The 20,470-nt window shown below is 58.8% G+C and carries 19 protein-coding genes; 15 read left to right on the top strand and 4 right to left on the bottom strand.

Translation table 11 applies throughout. From position 1 onward, the window contains the following. Window positions 1-91: 91 nt before the first annotated feature. Window positions 92-1,198, top strand: a complete 1,107-nt coding sequence (locus tag CWI75_RS01825) for an AraC family transcriptional regulator (RefSeq protein WP_101519750.1) — start codon at window positions 92-94, stop codon at window positions 1,196-1,198. Here the strand turns inward: CWI75_RS01825 and CWI75_RS01820 are convergent. Continuing rightward, window positions 1,195-1,587 carry an MAPEG family protein gene (locus CWI75_RS01820; protein WP_101519749.1) on the bottom strand — a complete coding sequence of 131 codons (393 nt, stop codon included), beginning with the start codon at window positions 1,585-1,587 and terminating at the stop codon, window positions 1,195-1,197. The genes CWI75_RS01825 and CWI75_RS01820 overlap by 4 nt on opposite strands. Before the next feature lie 101 nt (window positions 1,588-1,688). Here CWI75_RS01820 and ltaE point away from each other — a divergent pair, with 101 nt between their 5' ends. The 3 genes from ltaE (at window position 1,689) to CWI75_RS01805 (ending at window position 4,471) form a co-directional block, all read left to right on the top strand. After that, entirely contained in the window at window positions 1,689-2,738 is a 1,050-nt protein-coding gene (gene ltaE, locus CWI75_RS01815) for a low-specificity L-threonine aldolase (RefSeq protein WP_101519748.1), read from the top strand. Window positions 2,739-2,820: 82 nt separating this feature from the next. Further along, window positions 2,821-3,465, top strand: a complete 645-nt coding sequence (locus tag CWI75_RS18795; protein WP_162299965.1) for a TetR/AcrR family transcriptional regulator — start codon at window positions 2,821-2,823, stop codon at window positions 3,463-3,465. A 10-nt stretch (window positions 3,466-3,475) separates the two neighbouring features. Further along, window positions 3,476-4,471, top strand: a complete 996-nt coding sequence (locus CWI75_RS01805) for a tyrosine-protein phosphatase (RefSeq protein ID WP_101519746.1) — start codon at window positions 3,476-3,478, stop codon at window positions 4,469-4,471. Between the two features lie 2 nt (window positions 4,472-4,473). Here the strand turns inward: CWI75_RS01805 and CWI75_RS01800 are convergent, their stop codons facing one another. Further along, complete coding sequence (locus tag CWI75_RS01800) at window positions 4,474-4,746, bottom strand: hypothetical protein (RefSeq protein WP_101519745.1); 273 nt, start codon at window positions 4,744-4,746, stop codon at window positions 4,474-4,476. Window positions 4,747-5,019: 273 nt separating this feature from the next. Next, window positions 5,020-5,151 (bottom strand): hypothetical protein, encoded by a 132-nt coding sequence (locus CWI75_RS18790; protein WP_277621755.1) that lies wholly within the window; start codon window positions 5,149-5,151, stop codon window positions 5,020-5,022. Window positions 5,152-5,156: 5 nt separating this feature from the next. Between CWI75_RS18790 and CWI75_RS01795 the strand changes: the two genes are divergently transcribed. Both CWI75_RS01795 and dinG read left to right on the top strand, forming a co-directional pair. Further along, window positions 5,157-6,326: a 1-acyl-sn-glycerol-3-phosphate acyltransferase gene (locus CWI75_RS01795; RefSeq protein WP_101520087.1), complete on the top strand. Its 1,170-nt coding sequence runs from the start codon at window positions 5,157-5,159 to the stop codon at window positions 6,324-6,326. Then, window positions 6,320-8,467, top strand: a complete 2,148-nt coding sequence (dinG, locus tag CWI75_RS01790; RefSeq protein ID WP_101519744.1) for an ATP-dependent DNA helicase DinG — start codon at window positions 6,320-6,322, stop codon at window positions 8,465-8,467. The genes CWI75_RS01795 and dinG overlap by 7 nt, the downstream gene beginning before the upstream one ends. Before the next feature lie 137 nt (window positions 8,468-8,604). Here dinG and CWI75_RS01785 read toward each other — a convergent pair whose 3' ends face one another. Next, a complete protein-coding gene (locus CWI75_RS01785) occupies window positions 8,605-9,243 on the bottom strand; it encodes a GNAT family N-acyltransferase (protein ID WP_101519743.1) in 639 nt (212 codons plus the stop codon). Window positions 9,244-9,628: 385 nt separating this feature from the next. Here CWI75_RS01785 and CWI75_RS01780 point away from each other — a divergent pair, with 385 nt between their 5' ends. From CWI75_RS01780 to CWI75_RS01740, 9 genes are all read left to right on the top strand, one after another. Next, entirely contained in the window at window positions 9,629-11,965 is a 2,337-nt protein-coding gene (locus CWI75_RS01780) for a TonB-dependent receptor (protein WP_101519742.1), read from the top strand. A gap of 122 nt (window positions 11,966-12,087) precedes the next feature. Continuing rightward, window positions 12,088-13,620 carry a flavin-containing monooxygenase gene (locus tag CWI75_RS01775; protein ID WP_101519741.1) on the top strand — a complete coding sequence of 511 codons (1,533 nt, stop codon included), beginning with the start codon at window positions 12,088-12,090 and terminating at the stop codon, window positions 13,618-13,620. Next, a complete protein-coding gene (locus tag CWI75_RS01770) occupies window positions 13,604-15,217 on the top strand; it encodes a phytoene desaturase family protein (protein ID WP_101519740.1) in 1,614 nt (537 codons plus the stop codon). The genes CWI75_RS01775 and CWI75_RS01770 overlap by 17 nt, the downstream gene beginning before the upstream one ends. Window positions 15,218-15,226: 9 nt before the next feature. Further along, window positions 15,227-15,796, top strand: coding sequence for a carboxymuconolactone decarboxylase family protein (locus CWI75_RS01765; protein ID WP_101519739.1), 570 nt, complete (start codon window positions 15,227-15,229; stop codon window positions 15,794-15,796). Window positions 15,797-15,836: 40 nt separating this feature from the next. Further along, complete coding sequence (locus CWI75_RS01760) at window positions 15,837-16,640, top strand: SDR family oxidoreductase (protein ID WP_101519738.1); 804 nt, start codon at window positions 15,837-15,839, stop codon at window positions 16,638-16,640. 101 nt (window positions 16,641-16,741) lie between these two features. Continuing rightward, window positions 16,742-17,728 (top strand): AraC family transcriptional regulator, encoded by a 987-nt coding sequence (locus tag CWI75_RS01755; protein ID WP_101519737.1) that lies wholly within the window; start codon window positions 16,742-16,744, stop codon window positions 17,726-17,728. Window positions 17,729-17,903: 175 nt separating this feature from the next. Then, the gene (gene purE / locus CWI75_RS01750; RefSeq protein ID WP_101519736.1) at window positions 17,904-18,425 is read left to right on the top strand and encodes a 5-(carboxyamino)imidazole ribonucleotide mutase; all 522 of its coding nucleotides are present in this window, start codon (window positions 17,904-17,906) and stop codon (window positions 18,423-18,425) included. Continuing rightward, window positions 18,422-19,528 (top strand): 5-(carboxyamino)imidazole ribonucleotide synthase, encoded by a 1,107-nt coding sequence (locus tag CWI75_RS01745; protein WP_101519735.1) that lies wholly within the window; start codon window positions 18,422-18,424, stop codon window positions 19,526-19,528. Before purE ends, CWI75_RS01745 begins: the two co-directional genes overlap by 4 nt. After that, on the top strand, window positions 19,521-20,468 hold the full coding sequence (locus CWI75_RS01740; RefSeq protein WP_101519734.1) for a sodium-dependent bicarbonate transport family permease: 948 nt from the start codon (window positions 19,521-19,523) through the stop codon (window positions 20,466-20,468). The genes CWI75_RS01745 and CWI75_RS01740 overlap by 8 nt, the downstream gene beginning before the upstream one ends. Window positions 20,469-20,470: the final 2 nt, after the last annotated feature.

Raw genomic sequence — 20,470 nt, 5'->3', positions numbered from 1 at the left:
TTAGGATGGGAGGCACACGTGCCATTGATCCAGTGTAGGAAAGTAGTCGGCACCGGGCGAGGACCAAACCCGGCAGTAGGGGGACATTGTTTTGCACAAGAAGAGTCAGTCGCCTCTGGCCGCAGCCAGCGCCGCCGCACCACGGGCAACGATTACGGCCGCCCCGGCACCGGTATTGCGAGAGTTTGTGGATGCCTTGCTGGCGGAATATGCAGCGGGTACTGGTAGTAGCCGGCAACTGCACGGAGGTGCACTTTCGACGGCGGCAGCCCAGCCCCTACCGGCAGGCAGTACTTACAGCGACTCATTAGCCCTTTACCAGGAGTGCATAACCGCCCTGTCCGAGCGTGCCAACCGTGAGGGCAACCTGCCTCCGATGCGCAAGGATGAGGTGGATATGCTGTGCTTTTGCGTGATCAGCTGTAGCACGCTGCGCGGCGTGATTGAGCGCGCAGGCCGCTTTTGCGCCATGCTGGGTGGGCGTGGCGCAGTGCTGTCCCTGCGGGTGCAGGCGGAGACGGCGCACTTTCACATGACTACGCAGCGCGTTAACACCAGTGTGAGTGCGCTGCTTACGGACCTGTTCGGGCTGGCCTTCTACCGACGGCTGTTTTCCTGGTTGATTGGCGAAAACATCCCGGTTAGTGGCTACCGTGTGCTGGAGACGGAAGTGATGGACCGGCAGTTACTGGAGCGCGTTTTCCAGCAGCCGATAGCGTTTGACCAGGGTGATAACAGTTTCAGTTTTCCCGCCCGCGTGCTGGACAGGCCAGTGGTGCGCGGGCCGGCCGCGCTGGAAGAGGTGCTGAGCGTATTACCCTTTGACCAGATGTTCGATCCGGGTGGTCACTGGCAATTCAGCGACACCGTGGCCAATATCATTGATACCCAGCTGGTGCGGAATGAGCGCATTCCCAGCCTGGAGCAGATCGCCGGTTTCTTCAATACCAGCCCCGCCACCTTCCATCGGCGCTTAACGCAGGAAGGTACCAGCTACGCTGCGATAAAACGGCTGCAGCGGCTGCGCCGGGCTACTGAATTACTGTGCCAGGAGGATGGCATAAAGATTGACGATATCGCCGGGCGGCTGGGTTTTAGCGACGCCCGTTCCTTCCGTCGCGCATTCGCCGACTGGACCGGGCTGACGCCCCAGGTGTGGCGAGACCGCAGACAACCGGCCCCGCCAGGGTCAGTTTAAAGCAGCGCCAGCAGCATTAGCGCCAGACCGAACACGCCTACGCCCCAGATCAGGCTGCGCACATAAGTGATACCGACAAGGTAGACCGGCAGGTAGACGATCCGGGCCCAGAAGAAGATCTGTGCGCCGAGCAGCACTTCTTCTCCCGCGCCGGCGGCATGCGCGACCAGTGCCAAGGGCACAAACAGCAAAAAACCTTCCCGGGTATTGGCGGCGGCACGTTCGGCGCGACCGCCCAGTGGCGTGGGTTCGGGCAAATTGTCGCGATTGCTGAGGCCGGCTTTCATACCCTCCGGCGTCCACTCCCGATTGCGCAGCACGGCACCGAGCATAATGGCGGCGAAGGTCAGCAGGGTCATGTAGATCACGAGATTCAGCAGAGGTGTCATGGTGTCATTCCTTGTTATTGTTGCTGCGGTTATGTTTTTGTCGTACCGATTTAAACAATACCGCGTTAGCCTTGTGTTACCAACCCCTCTGAGGACCGAACATGACGACAGCAACCGTGGATCTGCGCAGTGACACCGTGACCCGCCCGACACCGCAGATGCGCGAGGCAATGATGGCGGCACCCTTGGGCGACGATGTCTATGGCGACGATCCCAGTGTGAATGCCCTGCAGCAGCAACTGGCCCACATGCTGGGTTTTGAGGCGGCATTGTTTGTGCCAACAGGCACGCAGGGCAACCTGTGCGCGATACTCAGCCACTGCCAGCGAGGCGAAGAATATATTGTCGGGCAAATGGCTCATTGCTACCGCTGGGAGGGAGGCAATGCGGCGGTATTCGGCAGCGTCCAGCCGCAGCCGCTGGAGCATAGACCGGATGGCAGTTTTGCGCTCGACGATATCGAGGCCGCAATCAAGCCCGACGACCCCCATTTTGCTGTGACACGATTGCTGGCTCTGGAGAATACCTGGGGTGGCAAATTGCTACCCTTTGAATTCATCCAGCAGGCCACCGCGCTGGCGGCGTCCCGCGGCCTGTCACGGCATCTGGACGGAGCGCGCTTGTTTAATGCGGCGGTCCGGCAGGCACAGCTCAACGGCTCGGACGCCTATGTCGAGGCGCGGCGTATTGCCGACTGCTTTGATAGTGTCTCGGTCTGCCTGAGTAAGGGCCTCGGTGCGCCGGTGGGGTCCGTGCTGTGCGCCAGTCGTGCTGTGATAGATCGTGCCGTGCGCATACGTAAAATGGCCGGTGGTGGCATGCGTCAGGCCGGATTCCTCGCCGCCGCAGGCTCTTATGCGCTGGAGCATCATGTTAACCGCCTGGCTGAAGACCACGCATTGGCGCAGCGACTGGCCGAGGGCCTGGGCGGTATTTCCGGCGTGCAGGTGGAAGCGCCCCAGACCAACATTGTCTTCGTTGACCTGGTTGGGCCTGCCCGCGCGCGGGCCGCGGAGCTGATTCCTTACCTGAAGGCCCATGGTGTGCTGGCATCGGGCCTGTATCGCCTGCGTTTTGTGACGCACCTCGATGTCGATGCGGCGGGTGTGGATCATGCCGCTGAGGTGGTGAGAGCTTTTCTGGCGCAGTGACAGGATAAGCGCCATTCAGCATTCTTTCCCCTTGAGGTATACTGCCGTCTGAGTCTATTCCTACCCCATGGACCCCCCATTAATGTCCCTTCCCGCCCACCAAGCTACACCCGGCACTCCGCAACGTATTCTGGATGCGGCGGAAGACCTGTTTGCTGAAAAAGGCTACAAGGGTACGTCGCTGGGCGATGTGTCGGCGCGGGTCGGTATTCGTTCGCCCAGCCTTTACAACCACTTTCGTAACAAGGAGGCGCTGTATCGCGCGGTACTGGAGCGGTTGCTGGACGAGTTCGCGGCTCCCATGAATGAATTGCACCAGGCGCCGATAAGCGTCGAGCGCCTGCAGGTGTGGCTGGAGACCATCGTCCGCAAACACCATGCCAACCCCAATCTGGCGCGGCTGCTGCAACACGCCGCGCTATCGGGTGGCCCTGGCACCAATGATTTGATTGAACGTTTCTTCCAGCCCATGTTCCATACTGACGAGGGGTTGGCACAGCCCGGGTTGCGTGCACTGGAGCAGGCGGGCCTGCAGCCCTGGGCGGTGATGGCATTTAACAACCTGGTGATGTCCTATGTGACCATGGCGCCCATGTATCGTGACCTGCTGGGGCAGGACCCGTTCAGTGACGAGGCCCTGGAACGGCAGCTGGCCCTGGTCAAGACAGTATTACAGGCGGTACTGGCTCACGCCGGTGCCGCACCGTCCACACCATCTACGCTATAGAGAACCGAATATGCCCTTAATGACCGACGCCGTCCATATCTGGCGCGCCGCTGCAGGTGACTACCACGTTGAATGGGAAGCCAGCCATCCAGACACCAGGGTATCTGTCGAGCCGCTGGGCAGTGCGGGTGGTGTGAGTGCTCACTATGAGGAGACGGAAGCCAGGGCCCGCTTCATCGGTTTACCGGTGGGTAATCGCCACTATTTTCGTTTGAGTGACCAGCACGGCAACGAGGTGGTTGCCAGTGAGCGCAAACTGGGCATGCAGGGCACACCCAATTTCCGCGACTTTGGCGGATATCGCACTGCTGATGGCCGCCAGGTGAAATGGGGTTACCTGTATCGCTCGGGGCAGTTGTCGGGCCTGACCGAGCAGGACCTGGCGCTGCTTGCGAGCCTGGAGCTCGACCTGATCTGTGATTTCCGGCGCGAGGACGAGCAGCAGGCCAGCCCCAGCCGCCTGCCGGAGACCCGCCCGCCACAGGTGGTCAGTTTGCCTATTACGCCGGGCAGCAATCGGGCGGCACTGGCTCCCGGAGGTCTTAACCTCGGCGGTACACAGACCATGTTTGATTTCATGGTGGATATCAATCGTGATTTTGTCGAGTCCCAGACCGACACCTATGCGCGCATGTTCCGCGAAATCCTGGCAAAGCCTGATGCCCGCTTCCTGGTGCACTGTGCTGCAGGCAAGGACCGCACCGGTTTTGCCGCCGCGCTGATGTTGCTGGTGTTGGGGGTGCCGGTGGAGCAGGTCATGAAGGACTATATGCTGACCAGGCGTTTTTACCATCCACAGGATGAAGTGGCCCGGTTGCGGGTGAAGTACGGCCTGGAAGGTGTCGCCGAGGAAGCGGTATTACCGATGCTGGAAGTGCACGAGGCCTACCTGGCCAGGGCGCTTGCGGCTATAGAAGAGTATGGCGAAGTCGATCACTACCTGGCGGATAAGCTGGGGATCGGTAGCGCCGAACGCGAAGAACTGCGTCGGCGCTACCTGGCGTAAAGTCAGACTGCCTTGCAGGCTGCCTTGGCGGCCTTGATCTGCTTCCGTTCACACTGATCGTTGAGCTCGTCCCCGGTGCACCACTGGCGGCGGTTTTCCCAGGCGGTGAGCGGAGCGGTTTTGCCATTGGAACATTTCACCAGGTACTCGGTGAACGCGACACCGGAAGCGGATTCCTGTTCACCCTGGAAGACGATGCTGGTAGGTTTGGCGGCAAAGCTGCTTGCGGAGATGGCCAGCAGGATTGAAGCAGCTGCGATTTTGGCGATTTTCATGGGTCTTTCCTTATACGGCGATTAACTGGGTATGGGTAGAGCATGCTGAGGCATCTCTCCACGCGAGGTGATTCTACTCGGTGGTTACGCGTGTAGAACAGTTACGGATTGGTAAGAAACTGAGAATATAAGTAACAGGTTCCGCGAGCGGAAAAGACATGTTCTTTCTAACGCATTGATTTATAGCGATTTACAGGTTTCTTTGAGCGCTTAATGAAAAGGTCGGGGCAGGATTACAAATAGTTAATTTATGCCCGGGGCTGAAGTTGCGCCTCAAATCACCAGGGTCAGTCCCAAACTGATAATCGTGAACGAGCCGCAATTGACCATCTCGGTGGCCGGATTGAGCGGATGACGGCACAGGGGAATTTGGGTATCGTGTGCCGCTGCTGCTGTTGAGGACATTTTTTTTGAGCGATCCATTTGCCGATATCCGCCCTTATCGCGATGAAGAGGTGCCGGAAGTTCTGGCGCGACTGCTTGCAGACCGCGGGCTGCTGGACGCACTGGCGGGCCTGCGCCTGGGCAGAATAGCCAGGCTGGCTCCAGCGCTATGGCGTGCCCCGGTGCGTTGGTATCTTCGTCGCCAGTTGCGCGGCGTAGACAACGTCTATGGCATGCAGATGGTGATCAAACACTATCTCGAGCAGGTGATCGACAGAACGACCGAGGGCTTTACCGTATCCGGCCTGGACGCGCTGGACCCTTCGCGGGCCTACCTGTTCATCAGCAATCACCGGGATATTGTCATGGACCCGGCCCTGACCAATTATGCGCTGCACCGTGACGGTCATAAAACCGTGCGCATCGCCATTGGTGACAACCTCCTGACCCGGCCCTGGGTTTCTGACCTCATGCGCCTCAACAAGAGTTTCATTGTGCGGCGGTCGATGAGTCGACCCCGCGATTTGCTCACGGCATCGCGGCATCTCGCCAATTATATTCGCAGCTCACTGCAGCAGGAGCAGGCTTCAATCTGGATTGCGCAGCGCGAGGGCCGTGCCAAGAACGGTATTGACCGCACCGAACCCGCGGTCATCAAGATGCTGGGCATGAGCCTGGATAAACAGACGGAGACCCTGGCCGGGTTGATAAACGGCCTTAATATCGTGCCGGTGTCTATTTCCTACGAGCTTGATCCCTGCGATGAACTGAAGGCCAGGGAGGTATTCCTGCGCGAGACGACAGGCCACTACGCCAAGGCGGAGCAGGAGGATGTCGCCTCCATTGCCCGGGGCATTGACGGCGCCAAGGGTCGTGTTCACGTCTCTTTCGGAACCCCCATTGTGGGAGAGTTTGATACCGCCGCCGAGGTGGCAGCGGAACTGGATCGGCAGATTGTGTCTCTTTACTGCCTGCATCCTACCAATATTTATGCCTACAGGATGCTTAATGGGGATTCAGTGCCGGTGCCTGACTCCCTTTATCGGGAGCAGGGCAGCTGCTCGTTTGAGGCCTTCAGCGCCCGTATTCATGCCATGCCCGAGGCATACCGCCCCTACGCCCTCGCCATTTACGCCAACGCGGTCACCAGCAAACTTGCGCTGGTGACCGCGGGGGACATGTCGCCCCCTTGCTAAGCGACGACATTAAGGAACAGATCCGCCAGGCCTACGCAAAAATTATCGCGGCGAAGACCCTGAGCCCGCGTTGGGGACAGCGGCAGATGATTGCCGAGATCGCCAATACCCTGGGTCGGATTCCGTCCGCCACTGCCCGTGCAAAACCGGATGCCCCCGCCGTGTGTGTTATTGAGGCGGGTACCGGTACCGGCAAGACCATTGCCTATGCGGTTACCGCCATTCCCCTGGCGCAGGCCCTGGGCAAACGGCTGGTGGTGGCCACGGCGACCGTCGCTTTGCAGGAACAATTCGTTAACAAGGATTTGCCCGATATCCGTCATCACAGTGGCCTTGAGTTCAGTTACACCCTCGCCAAGGGCCGCCGTCGTTATGTCTGCCTCTCCAAACTGGACCGACTGCTGGCCGGCGCGGGTGGCGGCGATATCCTGCCGTTGTATCCCGATGAATTCCAGGCGCCCCAGGCCGCAGAGGCGCTGCCGGTCTACAGTTCCATGGTGGAAGCGTTGGCTCGTGGTGAGTGGGATGGCGATCGCGATCAGTGGCCGGGGCAGGTGCCGGAGGAGATTTGGGCTGGTGCCACCACTGACCATAGCCAGTGCAGCGGCAGGCGCTGCCCGAACATCGCCCAGTGCAGTTTTTTTCGTGCCCGGGATGAGCTGCAATACGCCGACGTCATTGTGGCCAATCACGACCTGGTACTCGCAGACCTCGCCCTGGGTGGCGGGGCCATTCTGTCCGCCCCGGAAGACAGCATCTATATTTTTGACGAGGGCCATCATCTGCCCGACAAGGCGCTGTCGCATTTCTCCAGCTTTTGTCGCCTGCATACTACGGGCCAGTGGCTGCAGGAGAGCCGTAAGCTGCTGGCCCAGGCGGCCCCGGCCCTGGCGCCGCTTACGGAGCTGCGGCGAACGCTGGAGTCCCTGCCCGGGATCATGGATGAAACCCAGGCAGCCCTGCAGGTAGCTGAGCAGGCGGTCGCCACCCTGTTTGCCGAACGACCACCGGGCAGCGGGCGGGGCGACGATCAGCAATTACGTTTTGCCCATGGTCTGGTGCCGCCGTCGCTGCAACCTTTGGCGACCGGCCTGGTAGCCCAGTTTCAGCAGTTGACCGGCGGGCTCGGACGGGTGGAGAAGCGGCTGGAAGAGGCACTGGAGGAAGACGATGTCGGCATTGACAAGAGTGAGCTGGAAACCTGGCACCTCACGTTAGGTGGTCTGCTGGGTCGCGCCGAGGCGACCCTGGCGCTATGGCTGGAGTATGCAGTCACCGGTGAAGGAGAAGTGCCGCCCAAGGCGCGCTGGATTACCCTCCTCGATGGCGGTGGCCAGTTCGGGTTTGACCTGCGCTGCAGCCCGATCCTGGCTGCGGATATCCTGCAGGAGTTTTTGTGGTCCCGGGCAGCAGGGGTGGTGATTACCTCGGCGACGGTAACCGCACTGAACTCCTTTGAGCGCTTCATCCTGCACTCCGGTGTACCCCGGGAGGCGAATTTCAAGGTTGTTACCAGTCCCTTTGATTATTCCCGGGCTACGCTGCAGGTGCCCGCGATGTCCTGTGACCCGGGTGACGCCGAGGCCCACACGGCGGAACTGGTAGCGCAGTTGCCGCAATTGCTGGACCACACTGAAGCCAGCCTGGTGCTGTTTTCCTCCCGGCGGCAAATGCAGGAGGTGTACCAGGGCCTGCGCGATGCCCTGGGTGAGCTAATCCTGATCCAGGGGGACGGCAGCAAGCAGGAAATTCTCCGCCAGCACCGCGAAGCAATTGACGCGGGCCGTGGTAGCATCATTTTTGGTCTCGCAAGCTTTGCCGAGGGCGTGGACCTGCCCGGTGATTACTGCCGCCATGTGGTCATCGCAAAGATACCGTTCGCAGTGCCCGACAGCCCGATTGAAGCGGGCCTGGCCGAGTGGGTTGAGTCCCAGGGACGCAATGCATTCATGGAGATCAGTGTTCCCGACGCCGCCCTGCGCCTGGTACAGGCCAGTGGGCGCCTGCTGCGTACCGAGCAGGATAGTGGCCGGGTAACCCTGATGGATCGCCGCATTGTTACCCGTCGCTACGGCCAGGCGATACTGGATTCCCTGCCGCCGTTCCAGCGGTTGCTGCCCCGGCAGGGTGGGAGCCGATGATCCGGCAAACTTAGAGTTGCAAGGACGGCAGCAGGGCAACTGGCTGATCACGCCGCGTGAGGAGCAGCTCGGGTAGCACTGTAATTGCGCGCTTTGAGCGGATCAGGAAAGCAGTGACCGGGCAGATCGTCCACAATCTATGGGGTCGAGGACAACCACTGCAGGAAGCCAGGATTGCACCGCGCCAGCCGGTAGTCCAGCGCCTCCAGATCCAGCAGATAGGGGGCGACTGGCCCGCAGTAGTCAACCTCGGGGCCAATGCGCTCGAATGTGACTCCAATCCGGGCAAGCATGCGCAGCAGGGGACGCTCCATGGCAGCATACCAGTAACGAATGCCGTGCTCCCGGCTATAGCGGTACATCGCACGGTAGACCGCCATCACCACGGTGCCGGTGCCACCTCCCCCGGGTGGGGTTCGGTAGCCCTGATTGAGCACGAGGCGGGACACTTCGCCCGCCGCAGTTGCGGGAGGCAGGGCCACTTCGTCGAATAGTGGGCAGTGTTGTTGGTAGGGCAGCCCGCCCTCTTGCCCCGGACATACCAGGCGGATCGCCGCTGCCACTTTGCCGTCCTGGTCGAATGCGGCGAAATGAACCGAATGGGCATCATAGGCGTCGCACTCGGCGTTATCCGGGTAGTTTTCGGCTGTGAGGAACCCGCGTTCCTCACAGTAAACCCGATAACGGAGGCGGTATATCGCCTGCAGATCCTGGGGTTCGGTGATAACAACAGTGCTAAACCAACTTGAAAACTGAAGGGTGCGAGGATAAGTCATATCACAAACTGTTCTCTACGGGGCTAATCCCGCTGCTTGAATTGGATGAAATGGGACCGCCGCATCCTGCTCAGGCCAGGACCGACAATAAAGGATCGCAGCGATCACTGCTAGCCGCTGCCAGATTTTTTTACACCCGACACCACTGCCAGGCCGCAACCAGTGGACAGACGCTGAAGAAACCGGCAACCCAAGGGTGTGCTGCACAAACGAGTATGTTTCTCGACACAGGTAAGTAGAGGGATTGCCCCTCCCTGCGCCCAAAAATCCGCAGTGACTGCACATTGCCTGCAGTAACTGAATAGTAGCGCCGCATTAATCCTGCCAATAATTGACCCAAGACAAAAATCATAACCATAAAAACCTAAGTCAACCGGGGGCAAACATGGTCCACTGTAAATCAGTAGCGTTCGCGGCACTGCCGTTATTAATATTTCCGAGTGCCTTACCTGCCTATGGGCAACAAGACCGAACATCGGCGTTGCTGGAAGAAGTGGTAGTTACCGCACGTAAACGTGAAGAAGGACTGCAGGATGCGCCAATCGCCATCTCGGCGTTTTCCGGAGACACACTCGAATATCGTGGTGTTACCAATATCGGGGAGATTGCCAGCTATACACCCAACCTGACATTCCAGAACAACCCGAGCTTCAGCGGCTCCAGTAATTCCGCGGCCGTTTATATTCGGGGTGTGGGCCAGAAGGAATTTCTGCCCACTACAGAGCCGGGAGTGGGCATTTATGTGGATGGGGTTTATATCGCCCGGTCCGTGGGTGCGATTCTGGACCTCGTCGATGTCGAGCAGGTGGAGGTGCTTCGCGGCCCGCAGGGCACGCTATTTGGGCGCAACACGATCGGTGGCGCAATCAGCCTGACCACCCGCAAGCCGGGACCCGAATTTCGCGGCAGCGCGTCCGTGACCGTGGGCGACGATAATCGCGCCGATCTCTCGGCGAGTATTGATATTCCGCTCAGTGACACACTGTATTCCATGTTGAGCGTGGCCAGCTTCAGCCGTGACGGCTATGTGACGCGGGAAGACGGTGTGGATCTGGGCGACGACGATACCCTGACAGGACGATTCGCCCTGCGTTGGCTGCCCTCCGCAAATCTCACAGTAGACCTTGCAGTGGACGCAACCCGGGATCGCGAGAACGGTCCCGCATTTACCCTGGTCGGCATTAACCATGGCAGTCCGATTGACCCGGACACGCCTCCCATGGCAGTCATTCACAATGTCGGCGCCAACCTCGCGGCTGGTGGTCCGCCGGTTCCTTGCGCAACACCCGATATGCCGCTGAACCTGGCCGTGCCGGGTTGCTACGATAACCGGTATATTCAGGGTGATGACTACAACGCAGGCACCGCTCCCGCGTTTTCGGAACTGGATCTGTGGGGCGCGAGTGCCAATATAAGCTGGGGCCTCAGTGAAAGCCTGGAGTTGCGTTCGATCACGGCATTTCGCGACCTGGACAGCCAGTTCTCCCGTGACGGGGATCACTCACCACTAGTGATATCCCAGTTCTTCGATGATCTGCAGCAGGAACAGTTCAGCCAGGAGTTTCAGCTGTTGGGTGAAACGCAAGCGCTGAACTGGATTCTTGGCGGCTACTATTTCAAGGAGGAAGGCGACAACATCAATCTGCTCGATTTCTCGATTTCAAGCTTCCGCAGTGGTGGTGCCTTCGACAATGAAGCCCGGGCCGCTTATGGCCAGCTCACCTATGACTTTGCCGTAAAATGGAGTGCTACGCTCGGCCTGCGTTATACAGAGGAGGAAAAGAGTTTCCTACCTGACCAGCAAATCATCAGCAATCCATTTGCCGGCAGCGGGCATCCCCTGCTCGATGCGCCGTTCATGCAGGCGGGTACGCGCGTGCTTCCCTTCGTGGAGAAGGAGATCGAAATCACCGAGACCACACCCATGGTGAGCCTCGCCTATCAGGCGAGCGACGACCTGATGATTTACGGGAGTTACTCGAAAGGTTTCAAATCAGGTGGGTTCACCCAGCGGGTGTTTCCTCCCATAGTGGCGGGGTTTACCGCTCCCGCCGGGACGCCGGATAGCGATCTTATTCCCACGTTTTTCCCCGAGTTTGTCGAGGTCTACGAACTGGGTATCAAATATGCTTCCGCCGACAATCGCTTTACCGTGAATGGCGCACTTTTTCATACAGATTATAAAGACCTGCAGGTCCAGGTCTTCACCAGTGTCGCGCCGGTCACTGAAAATGCGGGCAGTGCCAGTATTGACGGCTTTGAGCTGGAGGCCAAGCTGATACCCGGCAGGGGATGGTTGTTCGACGTGGGAGTGGGCTACATCGATGCCTCATACGATGAACTCGATGAAGCCACCGCTTTGTTCTCCAGGGACAATGCGTTTGAGCGGGTTCCTGAATGGACCATGAATATGGGCGCCTCCCGGGAATTCGGCCTTGATAGCGGGGCGGCCATTATCGCCCGCGGCAATGTCTCCTATCAGTCCCGGACCTATAACGACACCTTCAACTCTCCCGTCATCGCACAGGATGGTTACTCGGTACTCGATGCCAGTATCAGCTGGGTGAGCCCCGTCGACAAACACCGTGTCACATTCGGTGTAAAAAACCTGACCGACGAGGATTACTTTGTCACCGGGGTTGCCGGCGATGCCTTTCAGTCGCAAGAGGTTGTCGTAGCCCGGCCAGCTCAATGGTACCTGACCTACAAGATCGAGTTTTGAGTAGCAGCAAGGCTTGTCTTGCGCGTTGAGGGCCGTAACCGATGTACACGAACAGACCCGGCGCGAATACCTGAACCCGGTCGTTGTAACGGCAAACCACCGACCTGCGGAGATGTAAAAAAATGTCGATTAAAACCATATGTATCGTAGGTGCGGGATTCGGTGGGCTGAGTGCCGCCAGGGTCTTCGGCGCCATGGGATATGAGGTAACCATTTACGAGAAGGAAGCTGAAGTTGGGGGAGTCTGGTCGGCGTCCCGGCGCTACCCCGGCCTGACCACACAGAATCCGCGTTCGACATATGCGCTCTCGGATTATCCGATGCCGTCGGATTATCCCGAGTGGCCCAGTGGAGAGCAGGTGCAAGCCTATATGCATTCTTATGCAGTGTTCTTTGGTTTTCTTGACCGCATTCACCTGAATTCCGAAGTTACCGATGCGAGCTTTGAAGAGGGGGACATGCGCTGGGCAATCACCGTGCGGACAGCGAACCCAGCGGGTGGGGAGCAGTTCACAACAACGTATTTCGACTATCTGATCATTGCCAACGGCATATTCTCCGTTCCCATGGTTCCGGATTACCCCGGAGCAGAGGAGTTCGAGGCGGAGGGTGGACGGGTTTTGCATACCAGCCAGTTCAATGACAAACAAGCGGCCAGGGACAAACATGTTCTGGTGGTGGGCTATGGTAAATCCTCCTGCGACGTCGCCAATGCAATCGCTGATTCGACGGCGGCTACAACAGTAGTGGCACGCAACCTGATCTGGAAACTGCCAAAGCACCTGGCGAATGTGCTCAATTTCAAGCACCTCTTTCTGACCCGGCTGAGCGAAGCGCTCTTTCGGTATATTCGCCTGCGTGGCTTCGAGCGGTTCCTGCACGGCATCGGCAACCCGCTGCGCCGTGGCATGCTCGGTTCCATGGAGTGGGTTATTGAGCGGCAATTGCATCTTCGGCGGCTCGGCCTGCATCCCAACAAGCCCCTGGAAAGTATTGCGCGCTCAACGGTCAGCCTGGTCACCGACGGCTTCTATGAAAAGATAGAGTCGGGAGAGATAGGGATAAGGAAAAACGCGCAAATCACCAGGCTGGAACCGGGCAAGGCCATCCTCGATAGTGGCGAGACGATTCCTGCTGACCTGGTGATATGTGGCACCGGCTGGCGCCAGGTCTGTCCCTTTCTGGATGAGGCCATCATGCAGAAAGTCACCGACAGTGAGGGTAACTTCAGGCTCTACCGCTCTGTGCTCCCCATCGGTGTTCCACGATTGGCGTTCAATGGTTATAACTCCTCTTTCTTCAGCCAGTTGAACTGCGAAATTGCCGCCCTGTGGCTGGCGGACTACCTGAACGGCGGCATCGAGCTGCCCTCGCTGGAAGCGCAGAATGACTATGCCGACCGCAAGCTTGCCTGGATGGAGGCGAGAACCGACGGCAAACACTCCAAGGGTACCAATATCATTCCCTTCTCGATTCACCATATCGACGAGCTTCTCGACGATATGGATATAAACCTGGGTGTCCTGACACGTGTAAAGCAATGGTTTCGCGCGCTGGATCCCAGTGACTATGCACATATACTGCCCGGGCTGCAGAAGAAGTATGCGAGGCAAGCCGCCGTACCCGTCGAGCTCGGTTATGAAAAAGGCGTATGATTTTGTTCTCGTCGGCAGCGGGATAAATTCCCTCTGCTGCGCTGCGCTCCTGGCGAAGGCCGGCCATTCGGTTTGCGTACTCGAACGCAACGACTACCTGGGCGGATGTATCAAGACAGCGGAGATCACCGAGGAAGGATTCCGTCATGATGTCCTGTCGGGCTGGCATCCTCTATTTGTGACCTCCCCCAGCTACCAGGCACTGGGCGCAGATCTGGCGCGTCATGGCCTTGTTTATCTTAATACCGAAAAACCCACCGCGGTGGCGACCCCCGCCGGGGAGTCACTGGTTCTCAGCACCTGCCGCGAACAAAACATCGCCGTACTCAATGCACTTTGTGAGGGTGACGGCGACAGATATGCGCAAACCATGGCGGAAATGGAGCGCGACGCCGAACTTACTTTCAGCTTGCTAAGCAGTGAAATCTTCAGTTTCGCGACGCTTCGACTGCTGTGGCGGGAGTGGCGTGCCCGCGGCCTGGCAGGGCTCAATCTGTATGCAGGCGAAGCGATGGCGTCTAGCAGGGACTGGTTGGGACGCTATTTCAGGTCCGGTTTGGTCAGGTCATTGCTGGCGCCATGGATATTGCACACGGGGCTGGGACCCGAGGCCAATTTCTCCGGCGCCATGAGCCGGGTAATCACCTTTAGCCTCGAATCCGCAGGTATGCCGGTGGTCAAGGGCGGCAGCGATAACCTGGTACGGGCATTCCGCGGCCTGATTGAGGAGTACGGTGGTGAACTGCATGCTAACACTGACGTTCGGCGAGTTATGGTCGAAAACCGCCGAGCGCAGGGTGTGGAGTGCCTGCACAGGCAGTTCGGGAGTATTGAGGGGCCCCAGACCGTCAAAATAGAGGCCCGCAAGGCGGTTATAGGTAGCGTCACTCCACAGCAGTTGTATTTTTCTTTGCTGGAGCCCGAATGGGTGCCGGAAGCCGTGCGAGAACAGGCGGGGCACTTCCGCTTCGGCAACGCCTGTATGCAGATTCATCTGGCGCTGGACAGCATGCCGCAGTGGCGCGACCCTCAACTCGACGATGTGGCCATGGTGCACTTGTGCAGCGGGCTGGATGCGGTTTCCCTGGCCGTAACCCAGGCCGAGTGCGGCCTGCTGCCGGCAGAGCCGACGATCGTTGTGGGGCAGCCCACGGTCCTGGATCCTTCCCGGGCTCCTGAAGGTAAGGCCATTCTCTGGATTCAGCTGCAGGAGCTACCTTCGATTATACGCGGAGATGCAGCCGGGCAGATTGAGACGCCGGAGGACGGCCAGTGGACGCGGGAGATCGCGGAGCGTTATGCAGACAGGGTCGTGGCACGTATCAGCGAGCATATCCCCGGGCTTGAGGGCAATATACGCGGCAGGGTTGTGCTGTCACCACACGATCTCGAAAGCATTAATGCCAATCTTGTTGGCGGGGATCCCTACTCAGGGCACTGTGGTATGCAGCAGTTTTTGCTCTGGCGTCCATTGAGGGCATTGAAAAATCACGAAACACCGGTGCGGAACCTGTACCACATCGGTGCTTCTACCCATCCCGGTCCGGGACTGGCAGGGAATTCGGGTTATATGGTTGCCCGTGGATTATTATCTTGAGGAGTTTGTATGGCGCTTTTGAAACTGCATGAACAGAGTTCGATTTCTGATCCCGAAATCTTGGGGATATCCGAATGGGTCACGGAAATGGAAGGGAAAGTGCCCAACCATTTCCTGTTGGAGTTGAATTTCCCCGAATTCATGAAGGCCAAGCTCGGCGCTACCAAAGTCCTGTGGGAGTCGGGTGAGTTATCACCGGAGACTATCCAGCACATCGGCATTCTGGTTTCCCGCGCCAACGGCTGCGCCTATTGCACGGGGGCCTTCTGCACGATATTGGGCCACGGGCTCAATGCATCGGAAGCCTACGTGCAGGAGCTGGCGGCCGAGGGCATCTCTGCGGTCGGGGAAGTGAAAATCAAGGTCATGCTTGATTTCGCGCTGAAGGTAAATGACGAGCCGCGTTCCATCGATCAGGCAGATATTGATGCCTTGAAAGCCAGCGGCCTGACTGACAAAGGTGTATTGCAACTGGTGCACCTGGTCAGCGATTTTGCTTCTTACAACCGCCTTAATCTGGCACTCAAAACCGACTACGACTACGAGAATTTTGGACCGCAGGCTGGCCAGTCGGATTGACGGCCCGGCATTTGACTGAAGACTTATCGGGAGAAGTATTATGGGAAGACTGGACAATAAGGTGGCGATTATTACCGGCGGTGCCGCCTCCATAGGCAAGGCGATAACCAGCAAGTTACACGCGGAGGGGGCAAGGGTTGTGATTGCGGCACGCAGTGGGGACAAGGGTGAAGCACTGGCGACACAGCTTGGGGAAAGAGCCCTGTATGTGCAAACGGATATTACCCGGGATGACGATCTGCGGCACCTGGTCGCACGCGCCGTGGAGCACTTCGGCGCCCTGCATATCCTGGTGAACAATGCCTGTGTCTACGGCGATGATGGCGCGGAAACCACGCGGGACACCTGGCTTTCCACGCTCAACACCAATGTGATATCCGCTGCAATACTGGGAGAGACCGCGCTTGAGCACCTCGCCGCCGCACGCGGCAACATTGTGAATATCGGGTCGATTTCCGGACAATTTCCCCACATTGGTCGCTGGGCCTATCCCGTATCCAAGGCGGCCCTGCGGCATCTTTCGAGGACGCAGGCCGTGGAATACGCGGCTCGCGGTGTACGGGTAAACTCAGTGACTATCGGGCATTGCTGGTCGGACCCCTTTGAAGGTTTGACCGGGGACAACCGGGCACACGCCGATAAAGTGTCCACACCCTACAACCTGATGGGCCGGGTATCGAACGCGGAGGAGGTCGCCGCCGTAGTCTCTTTTGTTGCATCAGAGGAAGCTTCCTACATGACTGGAGGAGATGTACCCGTAGATGGTGGCTACGGGGCCATGGGACCAGAGCAACACTACCCCCTCATGCCGTTGTTGATGGAGGGGGACAGCGGTCACCAGTAGCGAGAGCAGCAAGCGTCCTCCGGCGCAAATATTTTATATTTGAAGTAACCAGATATCTGTGATATCACGACAACCAGGCGGCGCGAGGAAAGGGTACGGCGGTGGAAGAGATTGCAGACCAGACCCGGTTGATCCGAAGACCTGAATACAGGCTATTTCAGACCTCTGATCTGGATGAGGCCCGGTCCCGGGTCAGCCAGGTGTACTGTGACCATAGACTTTCCTCGCGATCTGGGAAGGTGGATGCCTTCTTGTATCATATGCCCTTCCGAGGCATCAGCTTTAACTATATGCAGTACGGCACTGAGAGCTGTATAGAGCCGGGCTATCTGAAGGACTTCTATCTCATCCAGCTGCCACTGCAAGGACGGGCGCACATCGAGAGCGGCGGCCAGGTCATAGAATCCGACCCCTCCCGCGCCTCGGTCATCAATCCCTCGGCTTTCACCAAAATGGTCTGGAGTCACGACTGCCGACAGTTTACGGTGCAGATTACCAAGGACAGGCTGGAGAGAATCGCCGCCTCATGTCTCGGTATGCCCGTGCAGGGTGCTCTTGTATTTGACACGGCCATGGAGAACGGCAACGCGCAACACGCCTCCTGGTGGCGGCACCTGTTATCGTTTATTTGCGAATACAGCCAGGAATGCAGTTTTTACCGCAATACCGAAATCCTGGAAACCGAGCTGGACAATATCATCAGGGCGCTTCTCTACTCATTGAATCACAATTATACCGCTCCGCTGTTGAACGATACGCAGACGGTGCGACCGCGTCATGTCAGGCTGGCGATGGATTACATCCATGGTCATATCTCGGAGAACCTGTCCATGGAGACGCTGGTGGAACTCACGGGCGTCAGCGAGCGTCGCCTGTACGAAGGGTTCAGGCAGTTCCAGAATATTTCCCCAATGCGCTATGTGCAGCAAACGCGGTTGCAGGCGGTTCGTAGTGCACTACAGACCTGCCGTGATACCAGTGTTACACAAATAGCCACCGAATACGGTTTTACCCAACTTGGGCGTTTCGCGGCTCTATACCGTCAGGTGTACGGCGAATTGCCCTCTGAGACTGTTGCACGCAGGTAGGGAGGAGGGCGGGATCTACGCAACCTCTAACCGAGAGGGGATGCCTGGGTAAAGTTACCTCAGGTATTGCCGATGAAAATTGATACTAAAATCGAATTTATCTTATCGAGGGTTTTAGGTAGGATGCTCTCCGCTATGACTTTGCCACCACCGTGGCCTGATGCGAGATTCAACCATGTCTGATAGCTCTGCCCCGCAAGCGCCACCGCTGGTCGCCATTATCATGGGCTCCCGGTCCGACTGGGAGACCATGCAGGGCGCCGCCGATACATTGACCAGCCTGCAGTTGCCCTTCGAGGTGGAGGTGGTGTCCGCTCATCGTACCCCGGATAAACTGTTTGCCTATGCCGACGCGGCCGAGGAGCGGGGGCTGCGGGTAATTATCGCCGGTGCCGGCGGCGCCGCGCATCTGCCGGGGATGATGGCCGCCAAAACCCTGCTCCCGGTATTGGGAGTGCCGGTGCAGTCCAAGACCCTGAACGGCATGGATTCGCTGTTGTCGATTGTGCAAATGCCCGCGGGAATACCCGTGGGTACGCTGGCTATCGGGGCTGCGGGCGCGGTCAATGCTGCGTTGCTGGCCGCTGCCATACTGGCGGGTAATGATCCGGCCCTGCGTGAACGCCTGCGGGATTTTCGTGAGCAGCAATCCAACAGGGTGTTGGCCGGACCCGACCCCCGGTTACCGCTATCATGAGGATAGGAATACTGGGTGGCGGCCAGCTGGCGCGTATGCTGGCGCTGGCGGGGACCCCGCTGGGCATGCGCTTTATGTTCCTGGCACCCGAAGCCGATGCGTGTGCCGCCAGCCTGGGTACCCATCTGCAGGCACCCTTTACTGACCAGGATGCGTGGGCGACACTTGCCACCGGGGCTGATCGGGTCACCTGTGAGCTGGAGCACGTGCCGCTCCCTACCCTGCAATATTTCCATCAGCGTGGCCTGCTGGCACCCAGTGACGAAGCGGTTGCCATCGCCCAGGAGCGCCTGCACGAGAAAGAATTGCTGAATAGGCTGGAGCTGCCAACGGCGCAATATGCCGCGGTGGATTCCGCGGCGGACATGGCCTCTGCACTGGCGATCACCGGTCTGCCTGCGATACTCAAAACCCGGCGCATGGGATACGACGGCAAAGGGCAGGCGATGATACGCGAACCCGGCGAGGCGCTTGCCGCGTGGCACAGTCTGGGAGAGGTGCCCGCCATTCTGGAATCCGTCGTACCGTTCGAGCGCGAATTATCCATTATCGGGGTGCGCGGTCGCGACGGCGTTTGCCGCTTCTGGCCGCTATCGGAGAACCGCCACCGCAACGGTATTCTGCGCCTGTCACTGTGCCGGCCAGGCAATCCCCTGCAGGCCCTGGCCGAGAAGTATTGTGAACGCCTGCTGGTCGCGCTGGATTATGTGGGTGTCCTGGCCCTGGAGCTGTTCCAGTGTGGCGATGAGCTGTTTGCCAACGAATACGCCCCGAGAGTCCACAACAGTGGGCACTGGACGATTGAAGGGGCGGTAACCTCGCAGTTTGAAAATCACCTGCGCGCAGTCGCCGGCCTGCCTTTGGGCTGCACCGAGGCCCGGGGACACAGTGCCATGGTGAATTTTATCGGCAACATGCCCGATTCAAGGCAGCTGCTGGACATCCCGGGATTACATTTGCACAGTTATGGCAAGTCAGCCGCGCCCGGTCGCAAACTGGGCCATGCCACCCTGTGTGGCGCTACCGCCGAGCAACTGGCTAAAAACACTGAGCGCCTGATCGAACTCGCCGATGCCGCCGAAGGAGCGCCCCCACATGCTTGATCCGGTAGTTCTGTTTTTCCTGCTCGGCGTTACTGCCGGGGTCCTGAAATCCGAACTGCGTTTGCCGGTACAGGTGTACGAGCTGCTCAGTATCCTGTTGCTGCTGGCGATTGGTATGAAGGGTGGCATCGAGCTGGCGAGGCAGCCTTTTTTTGAGCTGGTGCCACAGATGCTGGCGGTCATTGCCCTGGGCTTTGTACTGCCATTTCTGGTGTATCCCATACTCATGGGCCCCGGCCGCATGCCCCGGGCGGACGCGGCTTCTATTGCGGCCCACTATGGTTCGGTGAGTGTCGGTACCTTCGCCGTTGTCGTTGCCTACCTGGCTGCGCGGGATATCGCCTACGAGGCCTACATGCCACTGTTTGTCGTGCTGCTTGAGGTGCCCGCCATCCTGGTGGGTATTGCAATGGCAAAGGGGCTGCGGGGTACCACGGGCTGGAAAGCCTCTACCCACGAGGTGTTGCTGGGCAAGAGTATTGTACTGTTGGTGGGGGGGCTGCTGATCGGCTGGCTGGTGGGTGAGGAGGGCATCAAGCCCCTTGAACCGCTGTTTTTCCATCCATTCCAGGGCTTGCTGGCGCTATTCCTGCTGGAGATGGGATTGGTCACTGCCAGCCATCTGGGCAGCTTGCGTCGCTACGGCCTTTTTCTGCTGGCCTTTGGCGTAGTTACACCAATAGTGTTCGCCACTATCGGTGTGGTGCTGGGGTGGCTGCTGGGCTTGTCCATGGGTGGCGCCGTCGTGCTGGCCACCCTCGCGGCCAGTGCTTCGTATATCGCGGTGCCCGCGGCCATGCGTATTTCAGTGCCCGAGGCCAATCCGGCACTGTCCCTGGCGGCATCGCTTGGGGTGACTTTCCCCTTTAATGTGATTCTCGGTATTCCGCTGTATCATGCGCTGAGTGAACAGTTTTACCGTTATACCGGAGCATCCTGAGC

Origin of the sequence: Kineobactrum sediminis (genome assembly GCF_002868715.1) — a bacterium.
Lineage (GTDB): Bacteria > Pseudomonadota > Gammaproteobacteria > Pseudomonadales > Halieaceae > Kineobactrum > Kineobactrum sediminis.
The sequence above is the reverse complement of the archived record's forward strand: the minus strand, read 5'-3'. Positions and strand labels throughout refer to the sequence as shown.

Coding starts and splice junctions, on each gene's coding strand:
- CWI75_RS01820 (WP_101519749.1), bottom strand. CDS start 1,587: ATGACACCTCTGCTGAATCTCGTGATCTACATGACCCTGCTGACCTTC.
- purE (WP_101519736.1), top strand. CDS start 17,904: ATGTCTGATAGCTCTGCCCCGCAAGCGCCACCGCTGGTCGCCATTATC.
- CWI75_RS01765 (WP_101519739.1), top strand. CDS start 15,227: ATGGCGCTTTTGAAACTGCATGAACAGAGTTCGATTTCTGATCCCGAA.
- CWI75_RS01760 (WP_101519738.1), top strand. CDS start 15,837: ATGGGAAGACTGGACAATAAGGTGGCGATTATTACCGGCGGTGCCGCC.
- CWI75_RS01775 (WP_101519741.1), top strand. CDS start 12,088: ATGTCGATTAAAACCATATGTATCGTAGGTGCGGGATTCGGTGGGCTG.
- CWI75_RS01740 (WP_101519734.1), top strand. CDS start 19,521: ATGCTTGATCCGGTAGTTCTGTTTTTCCTGCTCGGCGTTACTGCCGGG.
- CWI75_RS01745 (WP_101519735.1), top strand. CDS start 18,422: ATGAGGATAGGAATACTGGGTGGCGGCCAGCTGGCGCGTATGCTGGCG.
- ltaE (WP_101519748.1), top strand. CDS start 1,689: ATGACGACAGCAACCGTGGATCTGCGCAGTGACACCGTGACCCGCCCG.
- CWI75_RS01770 (WP_101519740.1), top strand. CDS start 13,604: ATGAAAAAGGCGTATGATTTTGTTCTCGTCGGCAGCGGGATAAATTCC.
- CWI75_RS18790 (WP_277621755.1), bottom strand. CDS start 5,151: ATGTCCTCAACAGCAGCAGCGGCACACGATACCCAAATTCCCCTGTGC.
- CWI75_RS18795 (WP_162299965.1), top strand. CDS start 2,821: ATGTCCCTTCCCGCCCACCAAGCTACACCCGGCACTCCGCAACGTATT.
- CWI75_RS01800 (WP_101519745.1), bottom strand. CDS start 4,746: ATGAAAATCGCCAAAATCGCAGCTGCTTCAATCCTGCTGGCCATCTCC.
- CWI75_RS01780 (WP_101519742.1), top strand. CDS start 9,629: ATGGTCCACTGTAAATCAGTAGCGTTCGCGGCACTGCCGTTATTAATA.
- CWI75_RS01785 (WP_101519743.1), bottom strand. CDS start 9,243: ATGACTTATCCTCGCACCCTTCAGTTTTCAAGTTGGTTTAGCACTGTT.
- CWI75_RS01805 (WP_101519746.1), top strand. CDS start 3,476: ATGCCCTTAATGACCGACGCCGTCCATATCTGGCGCGCCGCTGCAGGT.